The following is a 26,184-nucleotide window of genomic DNA, read 5'->3' on the forward strand; positions in this document are numbered from 1 at the left end:
GCCATAAGCGTACCTCGCCGATACTTACTCAGCGAGGTAACTATGAAATGGCTTCTTACATTCTCACTTCTGATTGGCTTTTCCACTGTTAAAGCTGAGGTATCGCCGGAACACGTAGACGATATGCTTGGTCAAATGGTAAGAGAAAATGTGATCTCTGCTGAGGAGGCCCAAAAGGCGAGAGTAAGGATGCGTTCAATGTCATCTGATCAATGGGCGGCCATCAATAATCAAGCCGCTAAAATTGCTGCTCGAACTCCTGCATCAGTGTCTTCACAGAACAAGATTGAGGAAGTCAAAGGCATTGACCTGGACGGTGCTCAGTTCAAGCAGATTCAGGACGAAGTAAAAAAGATCGTCCCGCAATACAAGGACTAATTGTTTTATCTCGATATCTCCCCGTTAAAAAAATACCGTAACTATCGTTGGTTATACACAGGTCAATTGATCTCCGTTTTCGGAAGCATGATCACCTATGTGGCCATTCCTTATCAAATGTATGAGATCACGAAATCAACTTTCCATGTGGGAATGCTTGGGATCGTACAACTCATTCCATTGGTGATTTCTGGATTCTGGGGAGGTGCTGTCGCCGATAGTTTCAATCGCAGAAAAATTGTTATCATGACAGACATTAGCTCTGCCATTGGAAATCTTCTTCTGATTCTCTTCACTCTCTCTGGTTCAAAAGAATACTTTGTACTCTATATCCTCGCTGGAATCATGGCGATCTTTAAGGGCTTCGAACGTCCGGCTCTTGAGGCGATGATTCAGCAGCTTTTTGAGAAGAAAGACATTCCAAAGGTAAGTACGCTTCAATCGCTTAAAACTACTTCAGGCATGATCCTGGGGCCCGCTCTTGGTGGGGTGCTTATTTCTTCGGTGGGAATTACCTGGACGTACACAATCGATCTTCTGACCTATGCCGCGAGTTTATTCTGTGTGCTTCAGCTTCGTGATTTGAAAGAGCTCAAAGAGAAACGTAAAGCTAACATAGGGGCCATCCTTGATGGTTTTAAATACGCCTGGAAGCGACCAGACCTCATGGGAACTTATGTGGTGGACATGGCGAGTATGACCTTCGCTTTTCCGAATCCTTTGTTTCCGGCCCTCGCAACCATGCTCGGTGATCCGGGAAAACTGGGTTGGTTCTATTCAGCTCCGGCAGTAGGCGCTTTCATTGGATCTCTTACAAGTTCTTGGACCCATAAAGTAAAACGTCATGGAAAAGGCATTACCATTGCGGCCCTTCTTTGGTGCGTGGGGATTTTTGGATTTGGTTTCACCAATGACTTTTATCTGTGGCTCTTCTTCCTGGGCTTTGCCGGTTGGGCGGATATGATCTCAGGGATTTTCCGCGGTACCATGTGGAATGAAACGATTCCGGAAGACTATCGTGGGCGCCTGGCCAGTGTAGAAATGATCTCATATTCATCAGGACCACTTTTGGGGAACACCTTTATGGGGACCCTCGCCGATAAAGAAGGTTTTCATAATGCTCTGATGATTGGCGGAGTGATGGGTGGAGCGATGGTGTTGATCTTAGGACTTGGAATTCGTCAGTTCTGGAAGTATTCGGCGGAGAGATCCTAGTAAGGATCTCCCACGTATTTCCAAAGTTTCTTCTTCACAAACCACGGTACAAAAAACGAAGTGAGTTTTGCCATGGCCTTGACCTGGGTATAACTCTTCATGCCCCAGGGCCAGTGGGAGAGTAGAATGCGGCTATCAAGCACGCGGAAAAAATAATCCAGAATAATTGAAAGCAGAACCAGGTCATCTAGTTGACCGAGAATCGGAATCCAATCCGGAATAAGATCAATCGGAGAAATGATAAGAGCAATCATTGCGAGTAAAATTTTTTTATCGCGAGAAGGAATACGCTCATCATTTGCCGTGGTTTTTAAAAACTCTTTTATGTCGGTAAAAAACTTCATTATTTTTCACTCTCTGTCGGTACGTTAAGACCCTTGGTCATTTCCCTTAGAATAAGTGAGGTGGCCGCAAATGCAAAGGCTCCAGTGACGAAACTGGCCGACCCAAATCCTTCCTCACAGTCCATATTCTTGGCCATTCCAGGTGGTTTATACGTGAGACAACCGTTCGCTGTTGGATAGACCGCTCTTTCATGTGACCACACCGCCCAGACACCAAAATTTCCTTGGTTTTCCAGAGGGAAAGCAAAGTCCTGACGAAGCTTCTTACGAAGTCGTGCCAGGAGGCGATCATTTGATGAAGTAGACATATCGGTTACTTTGATTTGAAGCGGATCGATCTTTCCGCCAGCTCCACCCATCACCACGAGGGGAATATTATTCTTACGACAATGATCGATGAGGTAACATTTATTCGTAAAATCATCACAAGCATCCACCACGAAATCATAGTGACGGTCAAAAATGTTCTCGAGGTTCTTGGGGTTGAAGAAACACTGCTTGGTTTCTACTTCACACAACGGTTGAATGTCCTTGATACGATTTTTCATCACATCAACTTTAAACTGGCCAACGGTAGAACTCACGGCCAGCACCTGACGATTGATATTCGTGATACAAACGTCATCCAAATCAACTAACGTCATGGCACCAAGACCTGTACGTGCCAGAGATTCGGCGACCCAAGAGCCTACGCCACCAATTCCGATGACAAGAACCCGTGCGCTTTTAATTTTATCCAGACCGGTTCTTCCGAAGAGTCTTCCAATGCCGCTAAAGCGGGTGTCGTAATCAGTATATTCCATTGTTCCTCGCGAACTTATTCACTTTTAACTGTCCACAGGCCGCCAGGATGTCATCACCCTTAGTGGTTCTCACCATGACCCGTAGTTTTTTAGCTACTAGTTTTTCTTTAAAGCTTTCAATCTCCTCAATACCCGGACGCTCCCACTTGGAACCCGGAAATGGATTGAAAGGAATGAGATTTAAAATCGCCTTACGATGTCCCAGAAGAGTATGCAGACCCTCAACATGTTCATCTGACATATTGAAGTCTTTGATCAAAAGATATTCGTAAGTAATAAATTGTCTTTTTAAGAGGGGAATTTGATCCAGTGCCGGTAATACTTCACTTAAAGGGAAGCGCTCATTGACTGGAATAAGTTTTGCTCTTTGTTCTTCAAAGGGAGAGTGTAGGGAGAGAGCAAAATTAATCGAAGGAAAATCTTTTAAGTTTTTTAGTCCTGGAAGATACCCCACGGTTGAGAGAGTCATCTGGCGATGTCCTACTCCAATGAGTTTGGTGTCATTCAAAACTTTAATCGCCTGTGAGACCTCAGTTAAGTTATGAAGTGGCTCACCCTGGCCCATAAAAACAATGCTCGGATTAAGAGCTAAATTATTTTTGGCCTTTAACCAATTCATCGCCACCAGATACTGTCCTACGATTTCACCAGCAGTGAGATTTCGTTTTAAACCTTGAGTACCGGTGTAACAGAAGCTGCAGTTCATGCCACAACCCACTTGAGTTGAAAGGCAAACGGTAAAACGTTTGTGAAAGGGAATGAGGACGGTTTCAACTTCCATCTCATCATGAAAGCGCACTAAAAATTTTACGGTACCGTCTTCCGATTCCTGCGTTTTAGAAATAGTCGGAAGATCAAAATTGAATTTTGCTTTCAGGTTTTGAATCAAATCCTGAGAGACATGTCGGGCCCAGAGTTCGGGATTTTTATAAAGTCCATCCAACCAAAACGACAGCACATGGGACGAGTGTCCTTCACTAACAAGAAGGTCCTTCCATTGAAGATGGGTTAGGGAATAGGCCGACGGATTCAACATGGGGCGAAGTATACATTTTCAGTCACAAAATGTCTTATTTTATCCTCCATTGGTTGACCCCGGAACCCCGGCTTTAAGTCAAATAATTCTGCCAGTTTAAATCTTCCCTTCCATACTTTTTTAAGGTTTAGGACTAAGAATGGGACCATCAACACCACGGAGATCCCTATGAAATCTATAATTCAGTTTACGATTGCCCTGATTCTTCTTCTCGGTCTTATTTCCTGTAATGACAAAAGTGTGAGCTCCCAGTCAGGAACTGGGTCCTTAAGAATTGTTGCCACCGATGCTCCATTTGATTTTGATACCGTCGCTTCGGCCAAACTTACCATCGATAGCATTAAGCTACGTCAGGCCTCAGGTAATACCATTACGGTCATGGATGAGCAGGTGACTTTGGATTTGCTCCAGCTACGAAATGGTCTGGTTGAGACATTAAGTGAGATTGAAGTACCGGCCGGAAAATATGATGAGATTATGCTGATCGTTTCAAGTGCCACAGTTGATTTGAAAGATGAAAGACACTTTGATCTTAAAGTTCCAAGCGGCGCACAATCAGGACTCAAAGTTTTTGTTTCACCAGATTTAACAGTAACAACTGGTCTAAGTCATGATGTACTTTTAGATTTTGATTTAAGTCGATCATTTGTTGTTCAAGGAACAAGCACTGACATCAAGGGTTTCAATTTTAAACCAGCCATACGCGCGGTTAATTTAACTTCTGCCGGATCGATTTCAGGTTCTGTTCAGGGTCTCAATGAAGTTGGTCTTTCCGGGGCCACTGTTACAGTGACGAAAAACGACGCGACCGTTGCCACGGCCGTAACAGATGAGTTCGGCTATTTCAAAGTTCTGGGTCTAACTGAGGGCACCTATTCGGTCACCGCCGAGAAGGAAGGTTATAGCTCTTTGAAGAATGATTCTATCTCGGTCACGGCCGGGAATGAGGTAACAACTCAGTTCATTCTTACGGTTAATCAATAAGCATAGATTGACCTCTTTTATCCGGATGGCCATAATGTTGGCATGACTAAAATTGTTGCTTTTGGCCTACTTTTAACGATTGCTTCTTGTTCAAACTTACCGTTTGGTAAAAGACCGGCGCCGACCCAACCCAAAGTTGCGGTTACGCCGGTTGAACCTGCTCGAACAAAACCTGAAGTTAAAGGTCCAACCGCAGTCTGGTATCTCCACTCACACGATCGAGTGACTTTATATTTAAGAAATGTAGATGATACTTCATCCGCTTCTATGATTCTGGAAAAAGGGCTCAACCGATTCCCGATTCCAGAGGGCCATTGGGAGCTTACTGGCTTTGAAGAAGCAGATCGTTCGTTCACATCCATGAACACCTCTAAGAAATTTGTCTTCCGTGTGCGTCCTCGTTCTACTACCTATGCAGGTTCTATCGTCATTGGTTGTCCAAAAGTCCAAAGTGACGATTTCAAATTTCTAAAGCCCATGAAGTTTTTCGACCGCTATCCATTCAGTTCGGAAGTCGGTTTATGTGAAATGATCGTAGGCAATGATTTTGCATCGGTCAAAACTGAGTTCAAAAAGGCCCACAAAACTAAGGGTTTAAATCTCACAATCGGCTTTTAGCCAACAAATATCGCCACTCACTTAGGCGTGTACGCAAACTCTTGGCACCGCCTTTCTAAAGCTTCATAACACAAGCCCTTTTAACTTTTTTTAACTGGATCACGTTGAAAAAAAAATTCAGTAGCGTAGAATCGGCCTTGTTAGTTACACATTCTTTTACTTTTTGATTTTGTAGTTGGACGTTAATTCAAGCTGCACGTATGTAGAGACCAAAATCAAGAAGAACCGCAAGGCCAAAGAGCTATTTTCAATTAACGCAATCTTGGTTTTTTGAGAGTAGAGAACACATTTGTCGCCTTACGCTCCTTTAGGAGTCTAGTCATGAAGACCAGAGTTACAAGCATCACAAATTTGATGTTCTCTTTAACGTTTTGTTTAGGACTTGCTTCCTGTAACAAAGACGAATTCTATCAAAAAGAATTCTTAGACAATCCTTATCAGCCCGATACCACAGGATCGGTGAACGGTGGAGGCCAGGGAGGCCTTGATGCTGGTTCGGTTGGGGGCACTCAAGGTGGAGTGGATAATGGGGTAGATGGTGGTACATCTGGAAGTACCACCGGTTCCTCTACTGGTGGCGTTGATGGATCTGCCACTACAGGTGGAACAGTTGGTGGTGTCGATGGATCGACAACCGGCGGATCAGTGGGTGGATCAGTTGTAGGTGGTGTTGACGGATCAGCAACCACTGGTGGTGTTGATGGATCAACTACAGGTGGTTCAACAGGATCTACAACTGGTTCAACTGTTGGTGGAGTAGACGGATCTACAACATCAGGTTCTACAACTGGTTCAACAACATCAGGTTCTACGACCGGTTCAACAACATCAGGTTCAACAACTGGATCAACAGTTGGTGGCGTTGATGGTTCAACAACTGGTGGTACAACAGGTTCAACAACTGGTTCTTCAACTGGTGGTTATCTTGACTGTAACCAAGGTCACGGTAACGATGCAGATGGTGTTGATGAATCGAACCCAACTATTGGAACCGATCCAAGATGTAAAAAAGAAACTTTCCGTCAGGCAAATTCGCAAACTAAGAAACTGGATATCGTATGGATCATCGATAACTCTGGTTCTATGTCTGATGAGCAGGAAGCTCTTGGTGACAACTTCAGCGCTTTCATTGAAGACTTCATCACAAAAGATGTGGACTTCAAAATGGCCATTACGACTACTGATACTAGTTCTTCTTCTAAGAAAGGTCAGATGGTTTATGGTTCAGATACAAAATTGACTTCTGCTAAAGCAAAATTAAATGAAGCTCAGTTTATGAGAGATTTTAAATCGCTGGTAAGAGTAGGTACAAGTGGTTCTGGTTATGAAAAAGGTCTGGAAGCTTCAGAAGGTTTCATGCAGAAGTATGCTTCTTCATGGGTAAGACCGGATGCTTACCTGGCAGTAGTGGTTCTGTCGGATGAAGAAGATCAGTCTTCTAAATCTGTAAAGGCCTACACTGATTACCTTAAATCGTTCAAATCAGAGGCCGGTCTCGTAAAAATGTACTCGATCGTTGATGTTGGTATGTCGAATGTTGGATCAAATGGTGTGACTACTGGTTACCAAAGATATGCTGATGCTTCAAAAAACACTGCAGGTATTGTTGCAGACATCCGAGATGATTTTTACAAATCACTTGATGATATGGGTGAATCGATTATCAAACTTCTTGATTCTTTCGCCCTTGCTAATGAACCAGTACCAGGAACTCTAAAAGTGTATGTAAACGGTGTTGAGTCTTCTAACTATACTTACGATGCAGCTACACACTCGATCAAGTTCGATCAAGGAAATCTGCCTCCAGTTGGTGCTGAGATTACAGTTACATATGTGAAACAGTAAGAGGATTAAGAGGGACGTATGTTAAAACTTTCGATCATTGCTCTTGGACTTATGTTGATGCTCACAAAAAACACACACGCCGGAGAGAAGTCGTTATACGACTTCCTCTGGCTTGATCCAGACAAAAAAGTATACGTTCTTCAGAACAAGCTCTACAAGAAAGAGCATTCGTTTTACGCAGATGTGGGTTACCTTTCAAACTTCACATCTAAGTTCCAGGACACTCAAGGTATTGCCATCCGCGCTGGATACTACTTCCACGAAGAATGGGGATTGGAAGTTTTTTATAACCAGTATTCGAACTCTAACAACGATGATTTCAGAAACGTTCAATTTATTAACGAAGCTGAACCATTTGTAAGAAGACTTAATTCTACTTACGGTGCGATGCTGATCTGGTCACCATTCTACGGTAAGATCAATACCTTTAACCAGATCTACTACTTTGACTGGTCATTTGGTGCAGGGGTATCGAAGATCAATGCTGAAAGTAACTTGAAAACGGTCACTCAAACGAACGTTCCAAATAATTACGCAAAAGAAAATTACACAGGTGCTGTTTTAAAAACTAAGGTCAAGTTCCACTTAACAGAGCATGTCCACTTGGGTCTGGAGTATATGAATACTTACTACAATGCCCCAGGACCAAAAAATCCTAAGTCGGACAAGCTTCGTACTAATACTGATGTTGTATTTAGCGTTGGATTTTCTTACTAAGAGGACGGACCATGAAGTTTTCACTAATTATCTTCACGTTACTGCTCGCGAAACCGGTCTTCGCAGAAGAGAAGAAGCCGGAGAAAACTTTGTCTCAGAAACTTGAAGACAAGAAATATTATTACTCGGCCCTGAACGAATTCTTCCGTGAGACTTATTCACGTGAAGTCATTAACGATGATCTAAAACGCCTGGAAGACCTTCTGTACTATACAGGGATTGAGCTTCTGGAAGACTATGATCCGTCGCTATTAAACCGTTATCCAACTTCTTCGACTAGATTCATCCTTGGTCGTCAAGCGATGCAGAAGAAGGACTATAAGCGTGCCTTGGATCTATTTGGGAAGATCCACCCTGATCACCGATATTTTCCAGAAGGGAAGCTATTAGAGGCCCAGGTTTATGATCAACAGAACATTCCAAAAAGTCGACTAACTGCTTATGAGGCCTGCCAGAACTCAGCGGAAAAGAACGAAGGCTCGGCCAAAACCGATAAGATTAAACGTTACTACCGAATGGTGTATGAGATCTGTCTAGTGAACAAGGCCCGTCACCATTTCAAAGTTGAGGAATACCAGGAATCATTGGATGCTTATAACAAGATTCCAAAACAATCTTATAAGTGGCCGTATCTTCTTCTAGAGAAAGCATGGGTGTACTACCAGATGGGTGATTACAACCGTGCCTTGGGACTTCTCACAACGTATAAGTCACCACTTCTTGATACTTATTTCTTTCCGGAGGCCGAATATCTTGCGGCACTTTCATACTTCAGACTTTGCCTTTACGAAGATAGTTTAACGATCATTAACCAGTTTTATAAAGAGTATCGTCCTCGCTTCCAGGCACTGGATGCAGTGTTGAAGCAGAACCGTAACTCACAAAACTATTTTTATAACCTCATGTTTAAACCAGGTGAAGAACTTAAAAAACATGAAGAGTTCGTAAAGCACATCATTACTCGTATGAAGAAGCAGACTCGTTTCAGTCTGGACTTCAACGCCATCTTTAAGATCAATCAAGAGATGAAGCGCATTGCTCATAACGAGAAGCCAGTGATTCAGGAACGTCTGAATGGTCACTTGGCGCAAGTGAAAGAGAACATGATTAACAAGATTAACTACAACGCCAAGACCGATATCTTCCAGTTCCTGGAAGGTGTGCCTTTCCTGTCTTCGGAGTTGTTTAAGCTAAATCTAGAAATTATCTCTCGAAAGAAAGATTTGATTTATGGAAACAAGAAACTTATTGCTGACCGTAGCCGCGGGGACTACTCCAACGTTAAGCGTTCACGCTTTGAGTACTTCTGGACTTTCCAAGGTGCTTTCTGGGCCGATGAATTAGGGGACTATTCATTGGGTCTAAAATCTAACTGTCAAACTGTTCGAAATCAAACCACGGAAGAGGAGTGATTTATGAGAATTCTAGTTTATGTCCTTGGCCTTTACATGATGTCTGAGGCCTATGGTGAAGACCAGAAAGTCATTTATCAGTATAAGAAATACGAAAAGTTTGACTTAGGTAATTTAGAAGTAAAAGGGCAGTTGATTGCCCCCGGGGACATCTCGGTTCGTGAACGTGAGAGAAAGCGCTTTGAGCTGGATCTTTATACACGAAAGGATTTCGACGGCTTTATTAAGAAGGACATTGAGTCGCTAAGATAATAAATCCAGCGACTTGTCCCTCCGATTATGCCTCGAAAAGTGGTCACCTTGAGAGGGTGACTACCACTATTTAAGGCACTCGGTTAATAACATTTTGAACTCTGGCGTTTTACCATTTTTTTAATAAATCTCGATTGAGATAAATTTTGAGAAGAGTAGAATGCCGACTGTTAGAATATTTTTCTTCGATTCTTCTGTTGGACGTTATCTCAAGTTGCACGTTTGTTGATGTCTAGAATCGAGAAAAAGAAAGACTCTACGAGTCTGTTCCGGATTTTAATGAATCATTCACACACAAAGAAACATTTCCTCAATGCAGGCATTGTATCTTTCGTTTTCATATCTACGAAAATCTCAAACGAAATTGAGTCACTTTAAGGGGGACGCTTATGGAAGAAGTCGCTGCTAATCCAGTTGTGCAAGAAAACATCATTCAATGGGCCGCGCGCTTCATGAATGAAGGCGGGGTCTTTATGTGGATCATCGCCATTGTTTGGTGTATGGGAATCGCCATTGCAGTTGAACGTTTGAAGGCATACTTCAAGTTCGATGTGGATGGTGCAAGTATGATGGGTAACATCAAGAAGAATGTTATCGGTAATCAGGTGCAGGATGCTATTCAGTCATGTTCTGAGTCACCGGCCCTTCTATCATTTGTGATGAAGAACGGACTTAAGCGTGCCAATCAATCGAAAGAACAAATTCAGGACGCTCTTGAAGCAAGTATTCTTGAAGCGGTTCCTAAAATTGAAAAACGTCTTTCTTATCTTGCTCTAGCGGCCAACCTTTCAACGCTCCTAGGACTTCTCGGAACCATTCAGGGTCTGATCCAGTCATTCGCAGCGGTTGCCCAGGCCGAGGCCTCTCAAAAAGCCCAGCTACTAGCAGAAGGTATTGCGGTGGCGATGAATACGACGGCTTTAGGACTAGTATCTGCGATTTCTCTTATGGTTGTTCACTCAGTGCTCATGGCCCGTGGTGAAAAAATGATTCAAGAGATTGAAGAGAACTCTGTGAAGCTTTTGGACCTTCTTGCTACTAAGAAAGGTTCTTCATCAATGGATAAAGCAGCTTAAGAGGTCGTTATGAAAGTTGGACACAAAATCAAAAAGCCAGAAAAGTTGAACCTCGTTCCTATTTTGGACTCGGTGTTCATCTTCATCTTCTTCCTTTTGATGTCTGCCCAGTTCGTAGATGTGTATGAAATCGGCTCTTCTGTACCAATGACTAAAGAGGCCAAGGACGAGAAGCAGGAGAAGGACCCCCTGAATCTCACATTGGAAATCAGCAAGGAACAAATTGTCGTGAAAACCGGTCTAAGAAACCCACGCTCACGTACTTTTGCTTCCGAACAAAAAACAGAGATGAAGGACTATCTCGCGGAACTTAAACGTCAGAACCCTAAAGAAAACACGATGATTCTTAAGACTGACCCTAAAGTTCCGTTCCAGACTCTGATTACTGTTATCGACAGCACAAAAGAAAACAAAGAAGCGAAGGACATGCTTTTTCCACAGATTGTGTTTGATAACAATGGAGTGAAGTAAATGAAAAAGAAATTCACAAGACACAAGGAAAGAGAAGCAGTGGACGTGGATATCACTTCATTACTGGATATCTTAACGATCCTACTGGTGTTCTTGCTTAAAAGTTATAACGCCTCGGACTTAAAACTCGACCTTCAAAAGGGACTTGAGATGGCCGATTCCGATGCGAGAACAATGACTCGTTATGCTCCGGTAGTTCAGGTCAACAAGGAAGAAAAAGTTTTCCTGAACAATAAAGAAATCGGTCGTATGCCAGCATCAGGAGAGATGCCGGTTCTGACTGAAGCTCTTAAAAAGGCCAAGGCAGGCATTGAAGCTGATAATGCTAAGAAAGCAAAAAATCAGCAAACCAATACCGAACTTGTAAACCTGGTGTTTGATAAAGACATGGACTATGCCGTCGTTCAAAGAGTTATGCATGACTCTGCACTTGCCGGGTATTCACAATTTAAGTTCATTGTGAAAGGGAATTACTAGGATGAAATTTCTACTCTTTGCTCTACTTTATTCATCTGTAACCATCGCCGCGGAGACTAAAGCTCCTAAGAACGAGCGTTGGAACAAACTCATGACTCTAGTGGGTCAAGAGATGAAGATCCTGGAAAATGCCAAACGTAAAGGTGTTGAGATCAAGTATCGCATGCTCGAACTTCATTCAGAGAAGGTCAAACTTATTCACGAGAAGAATAACCGTGAGTTCATGGAGAAATCAAAAGCGAATCCAGCGCTTGCCAGAAACAAGGAAGGTTTCTTTGCTGAGACTCGTGCTTACTATCAAGTGACCAAGGATTTTGGTCTAAAAATCTTGAAAGAAAACCCGGTGAACCATCGAAAAGCGGAGGTCATGTACGCCATGGCCCTGAACTCCCGCGATTACGGCCGGGACAACATTACTGAGCAATATCTATTGCAGGCGATTGCCCTTGTGAAGGACCACAAGAACTCAATCCGTCACCATGCTGAAACTGCATTGGCCGACTTTTATTACAACGAAAAACGTTTTCCTGAGGCCATCACTTATTATCAACGAGTAATTAAGAACACTGAAGACGACTGGATGACAAAACACTTGTTCAACTTGTCGTGGTGTTACCTTAAAAACCGTGAGTTCGATAAGGCAATTGATACTATTAAAAAGTCTTATTTTGAGTCGAAGAACCCACTTTATGTGAACATCAAAGATCAGGTATTGGATAATATCGGTTCTTTCTATGTGTATGCCGGCCGTCCACTGGATGGTCTCGAGTTCTATCTTGATAACGAGAAGGACCCTGTTCCTTATCTTATTCCGATGGCGCTAAAAACTTCTGACAAAGGTCACGAAAAAGAAACAAAGGAAATTCTGGATGCTGCTCAGAAGGTAGTTGATAAAAACGAATTCTACCAACACCAGGAAGAACTTCTTCATACTTATTTAGATTATTACCGTCACTACAACAGATTTGCAGATCATGAAAAAATGTCTCGCAATCTTGTAGCATACTATAAAAAAGCACACCAGGAACTGGCCGACGATAAGAAATCGAAGTTCCAGATCGCCCTGAAAGACGACGCCATCGAAAAGATGCGTTCGGTTGCAGGTTTTTTACAGGTGAAGCTCGCAAAAGATGTTAAAAAAGATGAAAGTAACTATAATGAAGATGAACTTGAAATCGTTTTAAACTATTTCTCGCATCTGATTACCTTAGATCCAAATCGTAAGGTTGAATATTTCTATTTCCGGGCCGAAACTTATTACTCAGTACTTCAGTATAAGAGCGCGGCCCCTTGTTACGTGGAGGCCGTCAATGAAGCAAAAAGAGTTAAGCATGATGAACTTGCTCGTAAATCTCTCAATTCTCTTCTTGCTCTTACCGGGCAAGAAGTCCTTGATAAAGATGAAAACAAAAAGTACCTGATCTTCGCCTATTCTAATCACGTAGAGCTTTGGCCTCGTGACGAGAAGAGTGAACAGATCTATCCAAAGCTTTTCGAGATCTATCGTGAAGCTCAAGACGACAAAAAATCAACCGCAGTTATTCGTTCTTATAACAAAGCTTACCCAGAGCACCTGAAAGAACAGCAGACCTTCATGACGAAGATTCTGGATCAGTTCATTGATAAAAAGAACACTGAACGCCTGACTTATTGGGTGGGTGAGTTTAAAACCGGCTTCCTTTCATTCTCAAAAGATGTGATCGAGAAGACAGAAATCACTCTTGGTAACATCCTGTTCATTCAGTATCAAGAACTTGCTAAGAAGGGTGAACGTGTTGCTGCGATTAAAGGTTTCGAGAGCCTTTATGTGCACAAACTTTATCCTGATAAGGTGAAATACCAAGCTGCTTTCTTCGCTTCAATGCTTAACCTGGAACTTGGTGAGACTGTGAAGTCTTATCACTGGCAGGCCCTTGCCTACGCTCGTATGACTGAAGAAGAAAAGTTAGAGCGTCGTGAAGAGCAGATGAAGATGGCAGAACGTACTTACCGTCTTCAGGATTTTAATACTTCATATAAGATCGCTGATTTCCTTTTAAAGAAATTCTGTTCTTTGAAAGATGATACTCAGACTCGTCTCTACGAGATCGGCGTGATGACAGCTCTTGTGGAAGAGAAAGCGGCCGATGCGGAAAGAATCGTTTCAGAGTATTCAAAATGTCTTAAGAAGCCTGAAGTAAGAGACTCGGCCCTGGCCCAGATCTACTCCCTTCATGAGAAGAAAGGGGACTTTTTTGGACTTCGTTTATTTGTAAAACGTCACCATGTAGAGCCTTATATTACTCAGTACCGTTTTTCGCTTCAGAAGTGGTTTTGGGAGAAAACAGACGTGAACCTTAAGGCCCATATTCAGGCCGAATTTAAGGAACTTAAGCACCCGGAAACCCTTGCTTGGCTTCAGGAGATCAACCTCCACAAAGAGGCCGAAAAAGACATGCAAGAAATTCGTGCCACTGTGGTTTGGAACAAGCCTCAATTTGATGGCGAGGCCTTCAATAAGTCTCTGGAAAGCTATCTTTTGAAGCTTAAAAACTTCAAAGACCGTTACCAACCACTGACTCAGTCGACGCAAGTTGATCTTGCAATTCTTACCACTCGACTTTTTTCTGAGGTATACTCTCACATCGGTCAAACCATTCAGGGGCTTCGTCCAGCTGGAATGGATGCTCAGACTATGAACGATTTTGGGAATGCAATGAAACAACTTTCACAACAGTTCCTGGTAGCGGCCCGTCAGTATGATAAGAATCTAGAGAAGGCCCTTAAAGAGAAAGAAACTCTTGCCTGGGGCTCTCGTTCAATTGCTTCAGTAGAGAAAGTAGAAAACCCAGTGTTCTCATTTTTCACTGGTCTTACCATGGATAAGAGTAAGGAGTAGATCATGAAGACGATTAGTTTTATCTTTGCCCTTATGTTCTTCGCTTCATGTTCGACGTCTCGTATCGATCGTAAGATTGAAGATGTGACTTGGGACTCTCTTGCGGACGAATCATATCTTCGTTGGGGGGAGACACGTTTAACTAAGGCCAATCCTGAACATACAGTTGTGAACTGTTATAAAGGTGAAGCGCAAGAGACTCTTGATAAGTATAAAAGAGACTACATCACAAAGGGCCAGACTCCATACTACTGGCTCCATATTGGTAACTGTTATTTCGTTCAAGATCAGTGGTCAAAGGCCGAGTTCTTTTACCGCATGACTCTTGATGAAACAAAGGTTCCAACGATTAAGTCAATTGCTCTTAATAACCTTGGTTTGATTTCTTTCAAGTATGAGCAATGGGAAAAAGGGAAGGAATATCTTCGTCAGTCGATGGCCCTTGCTCCTAAGTTCAAGGTTCCACGTTACAACATGTCTCAACTTTATCTTCAGTTCGGTCTGTATGACAAAGCAATTGATGTGTTAAGTGAGAGTGCTTTCCGTGGTCACAAAGATATCGATGTTTATTTCTCATTGGCGAATGCTTATTTGTATAAGGGTGACCTTAAAACCGCATCTCGCTATTTTAATATGATTCCTCCTGAGCATTTTCGCCGCGAGGACATTGCCGCAACTTATGCTCTTTACCTTATCCGTCAGGGTGATGTGAAAGGAGCTAAGGAAATCATGAATGCCAGAGACCGCTCTGATGTTCCTGAACTAACGGCCATCTCACAAAAGATTGAAAAGATTCTCTCTCAAAGAATGAAAGAGGAATAGAGTATGAAGACCGCGACTTTACAAGGACAGTTTAGTTTAAAATGTCTTGATCCAAGGATCGAAGATGCCTTGATCATCGACAAGAAGAAGATCCTTATCGGTTCATCTGATAAATGTGATTTTAAACTGAACGACAAATCTGTTTCCTCTATGCATGCTTTTCTTTGCCTTAAAGGTGAAGGCTTCATGGTGAAAGACCTGTACTCTGAAGGTGGAGTATTTGTTAACGGCCGCCGTGTTGACGAGGCCAGCGTTTATCCAGGTGACACTCTAACAATTGGTACTTTGAGTTTTGCCATCGAAGGTCTGGAAGAAAACGTTCCAGTATTTAACCCTGATGAGGCGATTGTTTCAGTTGAAACTCCGGTTTCAGTTGAGCTTCCTCCACGTCCAGGTCTGATCTTCATCGATGGTGAGTACTGTGATATTGAATTCGATGATTCGAACTTCAAACCATTGACTGAGATCCCTAAAATCTCTATTAACGGCGAGTTCATTGATCTAGAACAGACTGAAGAAGTTCTGGATATTGGTTACTCGGTTAAAGACAAGCGTCTTGAGATCATTTCTTATGTAAATGGTCTTATGATGGATGTGTCTTATCTATCTCTAAAAAATGGTGACTACAGCTTCAATTCTCAGAAGAAGAAAAAGACCGATATCCTTTTCCATACTCTGAGCAATACAAAGATCTTCTCGATTCAGAATGGCGAGCTTAAGTTCTACGCTTCTGAAGCGGTGACTCCATCAACTGATTGGGACAAGATCAATCTTAATGACACTGTTTTCTTTAGCCATGGCACTGAGCAAGTGTCTTTCCGCCTAGTTGATCATACGACTGGTTGGAGAGGTATCCCAGCTTTCTATCGTGACCGTGAGTTCTTTAAACAAGGTGGTAAGGTTTTCGCTTCGGTGTTCTTGCCATTATTGATTCTTCTCTTCATCACTATTCCTAAACAAGATGAGTTCAAAGAAGAGATCGCAGTTGTATACAAACTTCCTGAAAAAGTGGTTAAGCCTCAAGAGTCTCAGGAGAAGTCTGAGCTTTCAGCTGAACAGTTAACTTCTAAAACTGAGAACACGGGCCACAAGGAAACTGAACAACCGAACCAAAAGGTTGAGTTCGCTGCCGCTTCTCAAAATAAGAAAGTACAGGCCAAGGCCGCTGCTCCAACTCCGGCCGCAGCTCAGCCTGTTGCTACTCAGCCAGTTAAGGCCTACGAATTTAAGTCTTCTGTGGCGTTTAACTCTCTTGTAGGGGACGCTCCAAAGATCAATACTAATGGCTCAACTGCTAAAGGTGCTGTTAAAGACACAAGCTTTAACTCTGGTACATCCGATAACGGCCAGCTAGTTGCTGGGGCCGATATCGGTGTTTCTAAGTTCAACGGTTCAGATAAGAGCGGTTCTGGTTCTGGTTCATATGGTTCAAGAGGTCTGGCCTCTAAATCGGGCTTTGATTCTTCTTACCTAGAACCAAAAACAGTGGTGCTTGGTTCAATGGACCCAGAATTACTTCGTAAGATTCTAAGAGAGTATATTCCTCAGTTCCGCCACTGTTACCAACAGGAACTTATCGCTAACTCTGATAAGATTAAAGGTGTAATCGACCTTAACTTTACAATCAGCGCTGGTGGTAAAGTTTCTAAATACGCCATCAAGGTGAAGGACGCTCAGTTCTCGGCCAAAGGTGTAGGTTGTATGGGTCAGGTGCTTAGCTTGATCGAGTTCCCAAAACCAAAAGGTGGCGGGGTAGTGGACGTAAGACAGCCGCTTAACTTCTTCTCAGAAACAGAAAAAATCTAATAGGAAGGCCCCCGGAAGGGGGCTTTTTTTTGGTTAAGAATTCTTATCTACATGAATATGAAGAGACCAGTTTACAATGGTGTTATGAAGAGGCTTCTTGGTGGTTTAAAATCCTTTCTCTTTAGGTTTTCCAAAGGAGTCAGCCTTGCTGAGTGGCTGTGTTTGGGTCTCGTTGTAGGCACGATTCTAATAAAATATTGGCCACTTATTACTCATAAGAAAGAGGCTGAAAACTATCACCACCTTCGAGATTACGATATGAATATGAAGGATAGTTATTATGAAGAAGGTCGAGGGCGAACAATCTTTTCGGATTTCAACAAATGATTAAATTTCTAGTGAAACACAATCCAATTATTTCAATATTATTGTTTGTACACATCAGCTGTATTGGGACATTAATAATGCCCTAAATGTAGACATAAATTTTTTTGGGAATATTTGAATAAGGGACAGACTCAGGGGAGTTGTAGTAAATGCGGGTATCAAGCTTGGTAATTAAAATTACTTCCGCCAGCGAAAGTAAATGACGCGTTTCCACTTCGACGTCGAAGTAAACCTTAAGATCAGCCCGCAATTTTTTTAGCTTCTTCCTTATCAATCAATTCTCCATTCACATAACGGTGAACGATACTACTCAAGAGCGTTTGATAGGGGATTCCCAGGCGATCAGCTTCTCGTTTTAAATCCGCTAAATCTGCCCCATGCAATCGAAGTGAGATCATGGTCTTGTTGGCATCTGGATCTGGCTTACGCTTTACAGGTTTCTTTTTAAGTTTCTTTAAGTCATATTCATTCTTCATAAAATTCTCTTTCTTGTTTTGTAGCCTTTCTGGACGAAATGATTCGAATGGTGTCTAAGGATGGTTCACTGTAGATAACAATCAAGAGGCCTTTAACTGTTTGACCAATCCATGCTTCCTATCATTTGTCTTTGTATATACAATGTCAATTTTTTTTGATTTCAACTAATTTGTACATTCTTAAGTGAAGTTGCCATTTCTACCTCAAGAATTCTTCATCTTTTTAAGTGCTCCCTTGGCAAAGGGGAACCATCCTTTCAACCGAAACGGCTCCATCGCAGAAAAAAGGAGTACGTATGAAGCTTCTGCTCAAATTGGGCCTGGCCGCCCTCTTATTGCCTATTGGTCCAGCTCTCGCTGAGGTTCTTTATAAAGAGGCTTCACAGCACTCTGGTCTAGTGCCATCTATGGTCATTCAAACGGCCTCAAATTCTCCGACTGGTCATCGCGTTCACACCACTCTTGCAAACACTGGTGAAGCTCTTTTTGAATTCGAGCTTGATGAACCTGGGAAATTTGAGGTCGAGGCATTGCTTTATGCCGATGCTATTTACCGAAATTCAATGGCCGTATCAGTAAATGGAGGTGCGGTTGGTGAATGGGAATTGGACATAGATAATACTGCTTATCAATGGAGGAAATTTCCCCAAGAGTTTCAAGGGCAGGCCGGTATTCAACAGGTTCGTCTCCTCGGAAGAGAGACCTATGTTCGAATTGCGGCAGTCAGAATCAATAAAATCATTGAGGTCCCAGTTGAAAAACTGGAAGTTCATGCTTCAGAGGCCGTGCTTACACCTCCGATGAATTTGACAGCAGATTCTACTGGTGACTATCTTTCGTCTACGACCAATCATCAAGGGCAAGCGGACTTTACGTTCCTTCTCCTTGAAGATTCTCAGGTGCGCCTTGATCTTCTGGCGCAAGGATTAACCTCTGCAAGTGATTCATTCTGGTTAAAGCATGCGGATGGAACACAAGAGGCCATCCACCTGGGAGCATCGGCCGATTTTAAATGGAAACTTGGACCGACTCTGAATTTACTTGCTGGTTCTCATACCATTAGTATTGTTGGTCGCGAGGCCCTGGCCCGACTACGAACACTTAAGTTAACGAAGCTAGGGGCGATTCCAGATCCTGAACCACAACCAGATCCCATTATTCCCGCGGCACCGGCCCCGAGTCGCTTTGAGAGCGCTACTAACCTAACTGAAATTAACGCTCTAAGTTTCTCAGATGCGGCCACTAAGGCCTTGGCAGCTGCTCCCAATTCAAAAATCATTTTACCTTCTGGAACATTCTCGAATGTGAATGTGACATTAAGAGGTGAGGGAATTCAAAATGCTCCTATCATCATTGAAGGTCAACCTGACGGCTCTACGATCTTGACTGGTAAGATTCTTCTGACAGTCAAAGGTAGTTATGTTTTGGTCAAAAATCTTAACGTGCAAAACTATGACTCTTTTTCATACGGTAGCTACGGCATAGTCGTTTTTGATGATTGTGCTTATTGTGGTCTTCAAAACAGCCGCTTTGATACCAGTGTGGCCGCAGTGATGGATCTTGAGTATAAAAATGATGCAAAACATTTTAAAACCATCCGGATCAAGCCTAATTCTCAAAACGTCGAGATCTCAAATAATACATTCAAGAACAAGCAAAATGCTGGCTCCTCGGTTCTTGTGGATCGGGAACTCAACCGAGCAAACCTGCATGAAGGACATCGCATTTTCCGAAATCTCTTCTTAGATCGGAAGTTGGAAAAAAATGATGCCAATGATTTTGATTCGATTCGTATTGGCGATAGTGATCGTTCACATTCACCCTCGCAGGAAGACGCTGAAGCTCTGATGACTGGAGAAAATGCGACCCTGGTCGGAACTACAGTCGAGTTCAATGTGTTTGAAGGAACAAGACTGACGGATTCAGCTTATAATTCTTGTGTCAGTGCCGGGAATTGGAGTGCCAAAGTCTGTAAAGGTGAACCTGAAATCATCTCTATCAAGGCCCCTCAAACCATTGTTCGCTTTAACACTTTCAGAAATAACAGTGGTGGTTTGACCATTCGTCATGGTTACATGAGCATTGTAGAAGGAAACTACTTCTCGGGTGTCAATCTCCCACAGGGAATTTCTACCATCATGCCAAACTCCTACGGAATTCGAATTATTCATCAAAATCATCTAGTTTTAAATAACCACATCGAAGAATTGATAACAACTTCCAAACTCCACGGCGGTATTTCGATACTTCCGGGTAATACAACAACCGTAAAAAAAGAGTATTGGAAGGTGATTGATACGATTGTCTCGGGAAATTTCATCCGCAACGTATCCCCGCGCCCCATTTCTCTTGCCTCAGACTATGGAGGAGATGGTAAAACTTTGTTACCAGAAGGTATTGTGCTTACTCACAACGTAGTGTCTCTATGTTCTGTGGCGGTGGTTAATCAGGCCCCGGATGAAGCATATCTCGCTACTTTCAGTTCTTACGAAAACTATTTTGATTGCCTAAGTTGGGGAGTGGGTCTTGTGGGTTCTGTCCAGATTCCACTTGCACCAACGATCCTGAACAATGGTTTTAATCTGCCAAACGATCCTGGCATTATCGGGGCCACTGGAGTGTTGTATAATTCTGCCTCCAAGCATGCTGGCCGTCTGAGTGCACTTTCGACTCTTTCAGGAATTCAAGCGGCCTCTAGAATGGAGAAGCTGTCCCAATTTTTGATGATTAAGAAAGGATCATTGTACGATAATTATCTCCCTCAGAATCGTAATGAAGTAGGCTCAAGTTTTTAGGTCTTATTAAGGACGGGGAGTGATCCCCGTCCTTTTGGAGCATAAAAGAATTTGGGAATTTTGGATGAATCAAAGTATGTGGTAGAGACTCCTCAATTCAAAAGGAGTCCCTATGAAAAGCATCATTCTTCTTGGTCTATTATTTTCTTCAATTGGTTTTGCCAACACAAAGACAGTAGCATTGGGTTTTCAATGTCGTGCAGACGGTGCCGATGGCACAGTGGCCTTCGCTACTCACATGAACCGTTACACATCGGAGGCAATGGCCCTTCAACAGTGCCAGGCAAGTAGCCGTCGACCGGGAACTTGTAGAATCGTAAGCTGCCTTTAAAAATTCTAAAGAGGTTCTTCTCATTTTGGGAGGAATCTCTTTTTAGAAATTCTTAAGCATACTTTTTAAATTTCCATTTTTTCACTCTTAAAAAACGAAACTCTTCTCACTCAAACACCACCAAGAAATCTTAAATCCATTCATCTTTAGAATGAGTTAAGTCACTTCTTTATAAAAATTTCAATTCTCACAAAACCTGTCAGCTCGAAATTTACGAACTCACTTCTATTCACTAATAAAGCTGCACCAAATTTTTTACTTTAAAGGAGTACCTATGAAAATGTTAGTTCTAGTTGGTCTTATTCTTTCTTCTGTTGCTTTCGCTGAAACAGCTCAGGTTGAGTCTGTAGATACTATTGAAGCAATGGATGTTCCTGCTCAACGTTGTGAAGCTCGTTCTTCTGACGGCGCGATTGGTGTTGGTGTTAGCCCGAATGTTTTCATCGCTCAAGATATCGCCATTCGTTACTGCATGAACAAAAGTTTCTACCCTGATTCTTGTATGATCGTAGGATGTGTTAACACTATTTACTAAGAACTTTTCTTAAAGACATCGTCTTTATAGTGCTTGTATTCATCCTCAGAAATGCCACCAGTTTCTTTTAGATGATAGAGGCGGGAAAGATTATCGATCTTTTTCGCCTCTCTTTCTTCCTTGGATTCTTCAAATCGATTATTTGATAACGAACTTTCTAGTCTTCCAAAGATTGATCCGTGGCCCGTCACTGCGCCCTCAGCGAAAAGTAAAATGCCCAATGGGATAATGGATAAATAGGGAATGGCCATCAAGACCGCCAGTCCGATCTGAAAGGGAATTTCATTATGAGTTTTCCCCCGCAGGTCTCTGAGACGTTTAAAGGAATTGATGAGGCTCAGGTAACTGATCCCAATCAGAAGGACAAGCATGGTCACAAAAAAGGCCGCTTCAAGCGCTTCATTTGTAATGACCTCACGAAAGCTAACGATGTAGATGACCATGGTAGCGGCAAAAAGTATCATCATGTTTTTGAAATAATCCATTCTTCCCAGTATTCCGCCTCGTCGAAAGAGATTTTTATTAATGTTTAGATTATTCATTTGAACCTCTCTATAAGAGTGATTCTTTCATAAATATTCTAATGGGAAAATTAACGAACTAAATGCGGTCAGCGATCCACCTTTCCAGTGGATCAATTTCTCGATGACGTGTCGGTGTCCTCAAGAAATTTGAAATATACTTAGTACATGCCAAATTTGATAAGGTCCATTTGGACAAAATGTTTCAGTTATTGTGATAACGATTGGTCAATCGTGGTGGAAGGAATCGTGTTTCTTTTTATCATGGCGATGATTTGTTTCAAATTCAGCGAATTTCTTTCTCTGAATTAAGCGGCCCTCTTCTTATTATGGAAGTCTTTTAAAATTCGTTTCTGCATGTAAGCTTCAATTTTCTTCACCATCACTGGGTTGGTGCTGAAACGGAATGAACCACGATTTCCATCGTAGGTTTGCCATTCAATTTTTCCCCAAAAAATGAATTTAGGAACAGTAATTTCAAAACGCGATAGGGCCTGAAGTTCCCAACTCGTAACAGGATCTTCTTTTGAGAAAACAGTTCTCCATCCTTTCTTGATCAAACTAAGTTTGTCGTCGTGGATTTCAAGCTCGTGACTCGGTCCCTGAAGAGTGTAGAAAATCACAATTCGCCTCCGTGAAGTGTGTTGGCTTATCGATAAAGCCTCTTAAAAGATAACCCTTTTTAGGCCTAATTTTTTAAGAATATTTTTTTATTTATGTGGGGATTGTTGAGTACGATTTGGGGCCAAATTGAAAAAATTGAGCTGCTAGTTTTACCTAGCAGCCCAGTGGGAATTATTATTTTTCGAGTAAACTACGAAGCATCCAGGCGTTCTTTTCATGAAGCTGCATACGTTGTGTGAGTAGATCTGCAGTCGGCTCATCTGAGGCCTTATCAACTGTTGGGAAGAGTGAGCGAGCAGTTTTTGTGACCGCTTCCTGGCCATGAACCAAGTGTTTAATCATCTCTTCGGCCTTAGGCTGGCCTTTAACTTCCTTAATTGAACTTAGCTGAGCGAACTCTGAATACGTTCCTGGTGCTGGATATCCTAGAGCGCGAATTCTTTCTGCAATGAGATCCACCGCCAACGCCAATTCGTTGTACTGAGTTTCAAACATCAGGTGAAGAGTATTGAACATCGGTCCTTTCACGTTCCAGTGAAAGTTGTGAGTCATAAGGTAAAGTGTGTATGTGTCGGCCAGAAGGTGATTAAGGCCATTTGCGATCGCTTTACGATCTTTTTCTGAGATACCATTATCGATTTTCATAAAACATCCTTTGGTTACTAGAGTTGGAATAATTCTAGTATCCAAAGGCGCTTTAATCTAATCGATATTTGTTATGGGCCGATAATTTTTGTCGATTTAGCAGAGTTTAAAACTCGGGAAATTTCTTCGTAGCTTGAAGTCATGAATTCCACATCAGTAGCTCTGAATTTATTCAATTCATCACCCAGGTTTTCCTCATAGTAGAACACAGCTTCTTGAAACTTTGAGCGGAACATTCTTTCAGTATCGTAGCTCTCTCCTGAAGGAATATAAGGCTTAGGTGAGCCGATTTTATATTCAGCTTGTACCAGACGCTCCTCATATTTTTTAAGTATCTCATTAAACTTCATGTAATCCGGTCGATTGAGGAAGAACAGCGAAGACAGGTGTTGCAGCTCAGAGTCAGTCATGTCATGGAATACCGGATGAAAAGTCTGGGCGAAACGAATAGTCTCGTGAACATAGAGAATCTCCGACGAAAGCCCATCAAGCTGTTCAAAGACCGGTTTAAAGACCACAATCGATCCGTTTCTAAATGTCATCATGGCCGGGGAGAAGTCTTTGCAAATGGAGTGGTGAGTAGTGAGTTCACCTTTAAAGATGCCGTCTAATTTGAAGGTTGAAACTTGCACACGACGAAATAACTTAAAGAGCTCATTAAAGATAAGATGAGTTTTAGGATGAGTGGTCGAAATCTGGCTAATACGTTTCAAAGCACGTTTTACGTAGTATTTGCCAGTCAGGTTTGCATATTGAGTGTTAGGAACATAATTCCACTGAGGATTTATATCATAGCTACGGATTGATCGACTTGGTCTCCGAAGGATGATTTCCGGGTACATGATTTCCTCAATTGAGCGCCATTCTCTAACGCCATAGAAGTTTCTTACCCAACATCCGTTCATGCCACTTCCGGTTTGGCCGCCGGCAAAGGCAGAAGTAAAAGAAAAAGATAATATTAAAGCGATAATGAATTTCATACTTCTGAACCTTTAGTGAGAGGGAAGAAAGAAACTGTCAGTTGATAAACTTCATTCAGAGAGCTCTTTTTCTGAATGTATTGCCCAAGCTCGGCCTGGAAGGCCATGATCTTGTCTTTAATTTCCGGCAGACGGTTTTTGTCTACGGCAACAGTCAATGAACCGTGGTAACGGGATTCGATTCCCACTTTATCAATAGCATCATAGCTTAGTTGCGAGAGTCGCTTCTGAAGCATTTTACGGGCCTCGGAAGTTTTGCTTCCATCCACCCACGAATTGTTCGGCTTCAGAAGTTTATAAACGTTCTGGTCCTGGCTGATAAAACCCAGCTTTAAAAGCTGTTCCAGGATTCCCTGCATGTCTTCCACTGGAATATGAAAACGATTGGCCAGAAACTCAACCGAGCACTTATTGTCGATCTTTAAATATTCAAGAACACCCCAGAATCTCCAGTCGCCGATGACCGTCATTAAAGATTCTTCCAGTTCGGTGTATTCGCTCAGGAGAGTTCGTCTTTCCTCTTCAAACTGGGCAATGACCGTTTCGCTGGCGCCAAGTCTCTCTAAACATTGAGTTCTGATGGTCCAAGACAGGTCTCGCGCCCCATTGAAAAACTTTGAAAGGGTAGATTGGTCCACGCCCAGAAGTTTTGCGAAGGCCCGAAGTGAATAAGATGGATTACGATTTCTTCTCTCGAGAAATTCTTTTTCCAGGTATGCAGCGAAGTTCTTTTGCATATAAATCCATAGGTAAATAAAGGTTTACAAATTTTCTTAACGAAGAATGTTTTCTTTGAATAGTCTGTAAAAAACAGCACTTTGGTTAGGGATTATGAGAGTGCGAAATCACATTGTGATGGCAGAGGCCTTCCATCAGTTTCTTCATCTGTTCAACTTAGTAAACGCATAATTTTCAGAGAAAAGGATGGCACTTGAATTATCTGATGAGGCATGAAGCGATCCTGAATGATCAGAAGATAGGAATTGAGAGGAGTGAGGGGTACTCTTTTCTTTTGGAGGTTGGACATGAACTTGTCGACCTTTTTTGGGCTCCTATTTATTACCGGCGGATCTACCACCCTCGGCTCGTTGCCAGTTCTCTTTCATCATTACTTCAAAGAATCGCAATGGAACTGGTGGGAGAGTTTTGGGGGAGGAGTAATGGTGAGCGCCTCTTTCTTTTCTTTGTTGTATCCGGCCTATGAGATGGGTGGAGTTAAAGCTCTACCTATTGGTATGCTTTGTGGCTTCGCTTTTATTTTCTTCATGGCCTATCTCATTAAAAGACTCACTCAGAACATTCATCATCAAAGGGCCTTTCTCTTTGTGTTTGTGATGGGACTTCACAATATCCCCGAGGGACTTGCGGTAGGAGTAGACGTGGCGGCACTTGGGTGGAGAGAGTCTCTTCCTCTTACGGTTGCGATCTTTGTGCAGAATCTTCCCGAGGGGCTGGCGAGTTCTATGAGTTTCATTATTGCGGGATTCAGAGTGAAAGAAGCTCTGATTGCAAACGGAGTGACGGCCGTGATTGAGTCCCTCTCTGCATTTTTGGGACACAGTTTTGTCTCTGGATCCGTCTTAGGACTTCCATTCTTGCTCTCATTCTCCGGTGCTTGCATGTTGTCTGTGGTAGCGCGTGAAGCATGGGTGAAATATCAAAGTGCAGAAGCGGCAAGTATTTCCGTGTCCGGATTCGTGGTTGGGCTGTTTGTGTGCGGTGCTCTTGATTTACTTTTGTAAAGCGCGTCCGCATTGTGCACGTTTACATGTAAGAATTTGTTAATTTCTGGCCGTTTTTCTCGATATATTTTATC

At 42.4% G+C, this 26,184-nt stretch carries 27 protein-coding genes; 18 read left to right on the forward strand and 9 right to left on the reverse strand.

Translation table 11 applies throughout. From position 1 onward, the window contains the following. Window positions 1–42 precede the first annotated feature (42 nt). Together SOO65_RS09865 and SOO65_RS09870 are read left to right on the forward strand one after the other, a co-directional pair. Window positions 43–378, forward strand: coding sequence for a hypothetical protein (locus tag SOO65_RS09865; protein WP_321399874.1), 336 nt, complete (start codon window positions 43–45; stop codon window positions 376–378). Next, window positions 379–1,593 (forward strand): MFS transporter, encoded by a 1,215-nt coding sequence (locus SOO65_RS09870; RefSeq protein WP_321399876.1) that lies wholly within the window; start codon window positions 379–381, stop codon window positions 1,591–1,593. On the opposite strand, the gene SOO65_RS09875 is transcribed toward SOO65_RS09870, so the two are convergent. From SOO65_RS09875 to rlmN, 3 genes are read right to left on the reverse strand one after another with little or no spacing between them, the layout of a single operon-like run. Next, window positions 1,590–1,937 (reverse strand): YkvA family protein, encoded by a 348-nt coding sequence (locus tag SOO65_RS09875; RefSeq protein ID WP_321399878.1) that lies wholly within the window; start codon window positions 1,935–1,937, stop codon window positions 1,590–1,592. The two genes, SOO65_RS09870 and SOO65_RS09875, sit on opposite strands and share 4 nt — an antisense overlap. Next, window positions 1,937–2,740 carry a tRNA threonylcarbamoyladenosine dehydratase gene (locus SOO65_RS09880; protein ID WP_321399880.1) on the reverse strand — a complete coding sequence of 268 codons (804 nt, stop codon included), beginning with the start codon at window positions 2,738–2,740 and terminating at the stop codon, window positions 1,937–1,939. Before SOO65_RS09880 ends, SOO65_RS09875 begins: the two co-directional genes overlap by 1 nt. Then, window positions 2,727–3,776: a dual-specificity RNA methyltransferase RlmN gene (gene rlmN, locus SOO65_RS09885; protein WP_321399882.1), complete on the reverse strand. Its 1,050-nt coding sequence runs from the start codon at window positions 3,774–3,776 to the stop codon at window positions 2,727–2,729. Before rlmN ends, SOO65_RS09880 begins: the two co-directional genes overlap by 14 nt. A gap of 168 nt (window positions 3,777–3,944) precedes the next feature. Between rlmN and SOO65_RS09890 the strand changes: the two genes are divergently transcribed. From SOO65_RS09890 to SOO65_RS09945, 12 genes are all read left to right on the forward strand, one after another. Next, window positions 3,945–4,760 carry a DUF4382 domain-containing protein gene (locus tag SOO65_RS09890; protein ID WP_321399884.1) on the forward strand — a complete coding sequence of 272 codons (816 nt, stop codon included), beginning with the start codon at window positions 3,945–3,947 and terminating at the stop codon, window positions 4,758–4,760. A gap of 42 nt (window positions 4,761–4,802) precedes the next feature. Beyond that, window positions 4,803–5,378 carry a hypothetical protein gene (locus SOO65_RS09895; RefSeq protein ID WP_321399886.1) on the forward strand — a complete coding sequence of 192 codons (576 nt, stop codon included), beginning with the start codon at window positions 4,803–4,805 and terminating at the stop codon, window positions 5,376–5,378. Window positions 5,379–5,699: 321 nt separating this feature from the next. Next, entirely contained in the window at window positions 5,700–7,223 is a 1,524-nt protein-coding gene (locus SOO65_RS09900; protein ID WP_321399888.1) for a hypothetical protein, read from the forward strand. 18 nt (window positions 7,224–7,241) lie between these two features. Next, complete coding sequence (locus SOO65_RS09905) at window positions 7,242–7,940, forward strand: outer membrane beta-barrel domain-containing protein (RefSeq protein WP_321399890.1); 699 nt, start codon at window positions 7,242–7,244, stop codon at window positions 7,938–7,940. An 11-nt stretch (window positions 7,941–7,951) separates the two neighbouring features. Continuing rightward, window positions 7,952–9,352 carry a tetratricopeptide repeat protein gene (locus SOO65_RS09910; protein WP_321399892.1) on the forward strand — a complete coding sequence of 467 codons (1,401 nt, stop codon included), beginning with the start codon at window positions 7,952–7,954 and terminating at the stop codon, window positions 9,350–9,352. A 3-nt stretch (window positions 9,353–9,355) separates the two neighbouring features. Continuing rightward, entirely contained in the window at window positions 9,356–9,604 is a 249-nt protein-coding gene (locus tag SOO65_RS09915) for a hypothetical protein (RefSeq protein ID WP_321399894.1), read from the forward strand. Between the two features lie 389 nt (window positions 9,605–9,993). Then, window positions 9,994–10,680: a MotA/TolQ/ExbB proton channel family protein gene (locus SOO65_RS09920; protein ID WP_321399897.1), complete on the forward strand. Its 687-nt coding sequence runs from the start codon at window positions 9,994–9,996 to the stop codon at window positions 10,678–10,680. 9 nt (window positions 10,681–10,689) lie between these two features. Then, window positions 10,690–11,151: an ExbD/TolR family protein gene (locus SOO65_RS09925; RefSeq protein ID WP_321399899.1), complete on the forward strand. Its 462-nt coding sequence runs from the start codon at window positions 10,690–10,692 to the stop codon at window positions 11,149–11,151. After that, window positions 11,152–11,628 (forward strand): biopolymer transporter ExbD, encoded by a 477-nt coding sequence (locus SOO65_RS09930; RefSeq protein WP_321399901.1) that lies wholly within the window; start codon window positions 11,152–11,154, stop codon window positions 11,626–11,628. Between the two features lies 1 nt (window position 11,629). Then, window positions 11,630–14,506, forward strand: coding sequence for a hypothetical protein (locus SOO65_RS09935; RefSeq protein ID WP_321399903.1), 2,877 nt, complete (start codon window positions 11,630–11,632; stop codon window positions 14,504–14,506). A gap of 3 nt (window positions 14,507–14,509) precedes the next feature. After that, on the forward strand, window positions 14,510–15,328 hold the full coding sequence (locus tag SOO65_RS09940) for a tetratricopeptide repeat protein (protein WP_321399905.1): 819 nt from the start codon (window positions 14,510–14,512) through the stop codon (window positions 15,326–15,328). Window positions 15,329–15,331: 3 nt separating this feature from the next. Beyond that, the gene (locus tag SOO65_RS09945; protein WP_321399907.1) at window positions 15,332–17,134 is read left to right on the forward strand and encodes an AgmX/PglI C-terminal domain-containing protein; all 1,803 of its coding nucleotides are present in this window, start codon (window positions 15,332–15,334) and stop codon (window positions 17,132–17,134) included. A gap of 566 nt (window positions 17,135–17,700) precedes the next feature. Here SOO65_RS09945 and SOO65_RS09950 read toward each other — a convergent pair. Next, a complete protein-coding gene (locus SOO65_RS09950; RefSeq protein ID WP_321399909.1) occupies window positions 17,701–17,937 on the reverse strand; it encodes a hypothetical protein in 237 nt (78 codons plus the stop codon). Between the two features lie 296 nt (window positions 17,938–18,233). Between SOO65_RS09950 and SOO65_RS09955 the strand changes: the two genes are divergently transcribed. The 3 genes from SOO65_RS09955 to SOO65_RS09965 all read left to right on the forward strand — a co-directional run bounded on the left by SOO65_RS09955 (window position 18,234) and on the right by SOO65_RS09965 (window position 21,598). Continuing rightward, window positions 18,234–20,732: a chondroitinase-B domain-containing protein gene (locus SOO65_RS09955; protein WP_321399911.1), complete on the forward strand. Its 2,499-nt coding sequence runs from the start codon at window positions 18,234–18,236 to the stop codon at window positions 20,730–20,732. A gap of 112 nt (window positions 20,733–20,844) precedes the next feature. Then, complete coding sequence (locus tag SOO65_RS09960; RefSeq protein ID WP_321399913.1) at window positions 20,845–21,063, forward strand: hypothetical protein; 219 nt, start codon at window positions 20,845–20,847, stop codon at window positions 21,061–21,063. A 274-nt stretch (window positions 21,064–21,337) separates the two neighbouring features. Then, window positions 21,338–21,598, forward strand: coding sequence for a hypothetical protein (locus SOO65_RS09965; protein ID WP_321399915.1), 261 nt, complete (start codon window positions 21,338–21,340; stop codon window positions 21,596–21,598). Here the strand turns inward: SOO65_RS09965 and SOO65_RS09970 are convergent. The 5 genes from SOO65_RS09970 to SOO65_RS09990 form a co-directional block, all read right to left on the reverse strand. Continuing rightward, window positions 21,595–22,140: a hypothetical protein gene (locus SOO65_RS09970; protein ID WP_321399917.1), complete on the reverse strand. Its 546-nt coding sequence runs from the start codon at window positions 22,138–22,140 to the stop codon at window positions 21,595–21,597. The genes SOO65_RS09965 and SOO65_RS09970 overlap by 4 nt on opposite strands. Window positions 22,141–22,427: 287 nt before the next feature. Continuing rightward, window positions 22,428–22,742, reverse strand: a complete 315-nt coding sequence (locus tag SOO65_RS09975; protein WP_321399919.1) for a hypothetical protein — start codon at window positions 22,740–22,742, stop codon at window positions 22,428–22,430. Between the two features lie 175 nt (window positions 22,743–22,917). Next, window positions 22,918–23,388 (reverse strand): Dps family protein, encoded by a 471-nt coding sequence (locus SOO65_RS09980; protein WP_321399922.1) that lies wholly within the window; start codon window positions 23,386–23,388, stop codon window positions 22,918–22,920. 71 nt (window positions 23,389–23,459) lie between these two features. Beyond that, window positions 23,460–24,368: a hypothetical protein gene (locus SOO65_RS09985; protein WP_321399924.1), complete on the reverse strand. Its 909-nt coding sequence runs from the start codon at window positions 24,366–24,368 to the stop codon at window positions 23,460–23,462. Further along, window positions 24,365–25,105 carry a TIGR02147 family protein gene (locus SOO65_RS09990; RefSeq protein WP_321399926.1) on the reverse strand — a complete coding sequence of 247 codons (741 nt, stop codon included), beginning with the start codon at window positions 25,103–25,105 and terminating at the stop codon, window positions 24,365–24,367. The genes SOO65_RS09985 and SOO65_RS09990 overlap by 4 nt, the downstream gene beginning before the upstream one ends. Before the next feature lie 288 nt (window positions 25,106–25,393). On the opposite strand from SOO65_RS09990, the gene SOO65_RS09995 reads away from it, so the two are divergent. After that, window positions 25,394–26,110, forward strand: coding sequence for a ZIP family metal transporter (locus SOO65_RS09995; RefSeq protein ID WP_321399928.1), 717 nt, complete (start codon window positions 25,394–25,396; stop codon window positions 26,108–26,110). The last annotated feature ends 74 nt before the right edge of the window (window positions 26,111–26,184 follow it).

It is taken from the genome of Peredibacter starrii (assembly GCF_034259205.1).
In the GTDB taxonomy this organism is placed as follows: domain Bacteria; phylum Bdellovibrionota; class Bacteriovoracia; order Bacteriovoracales; family Bacteriovoracaceae; genus Peredibacter; species Peredibacter starrii.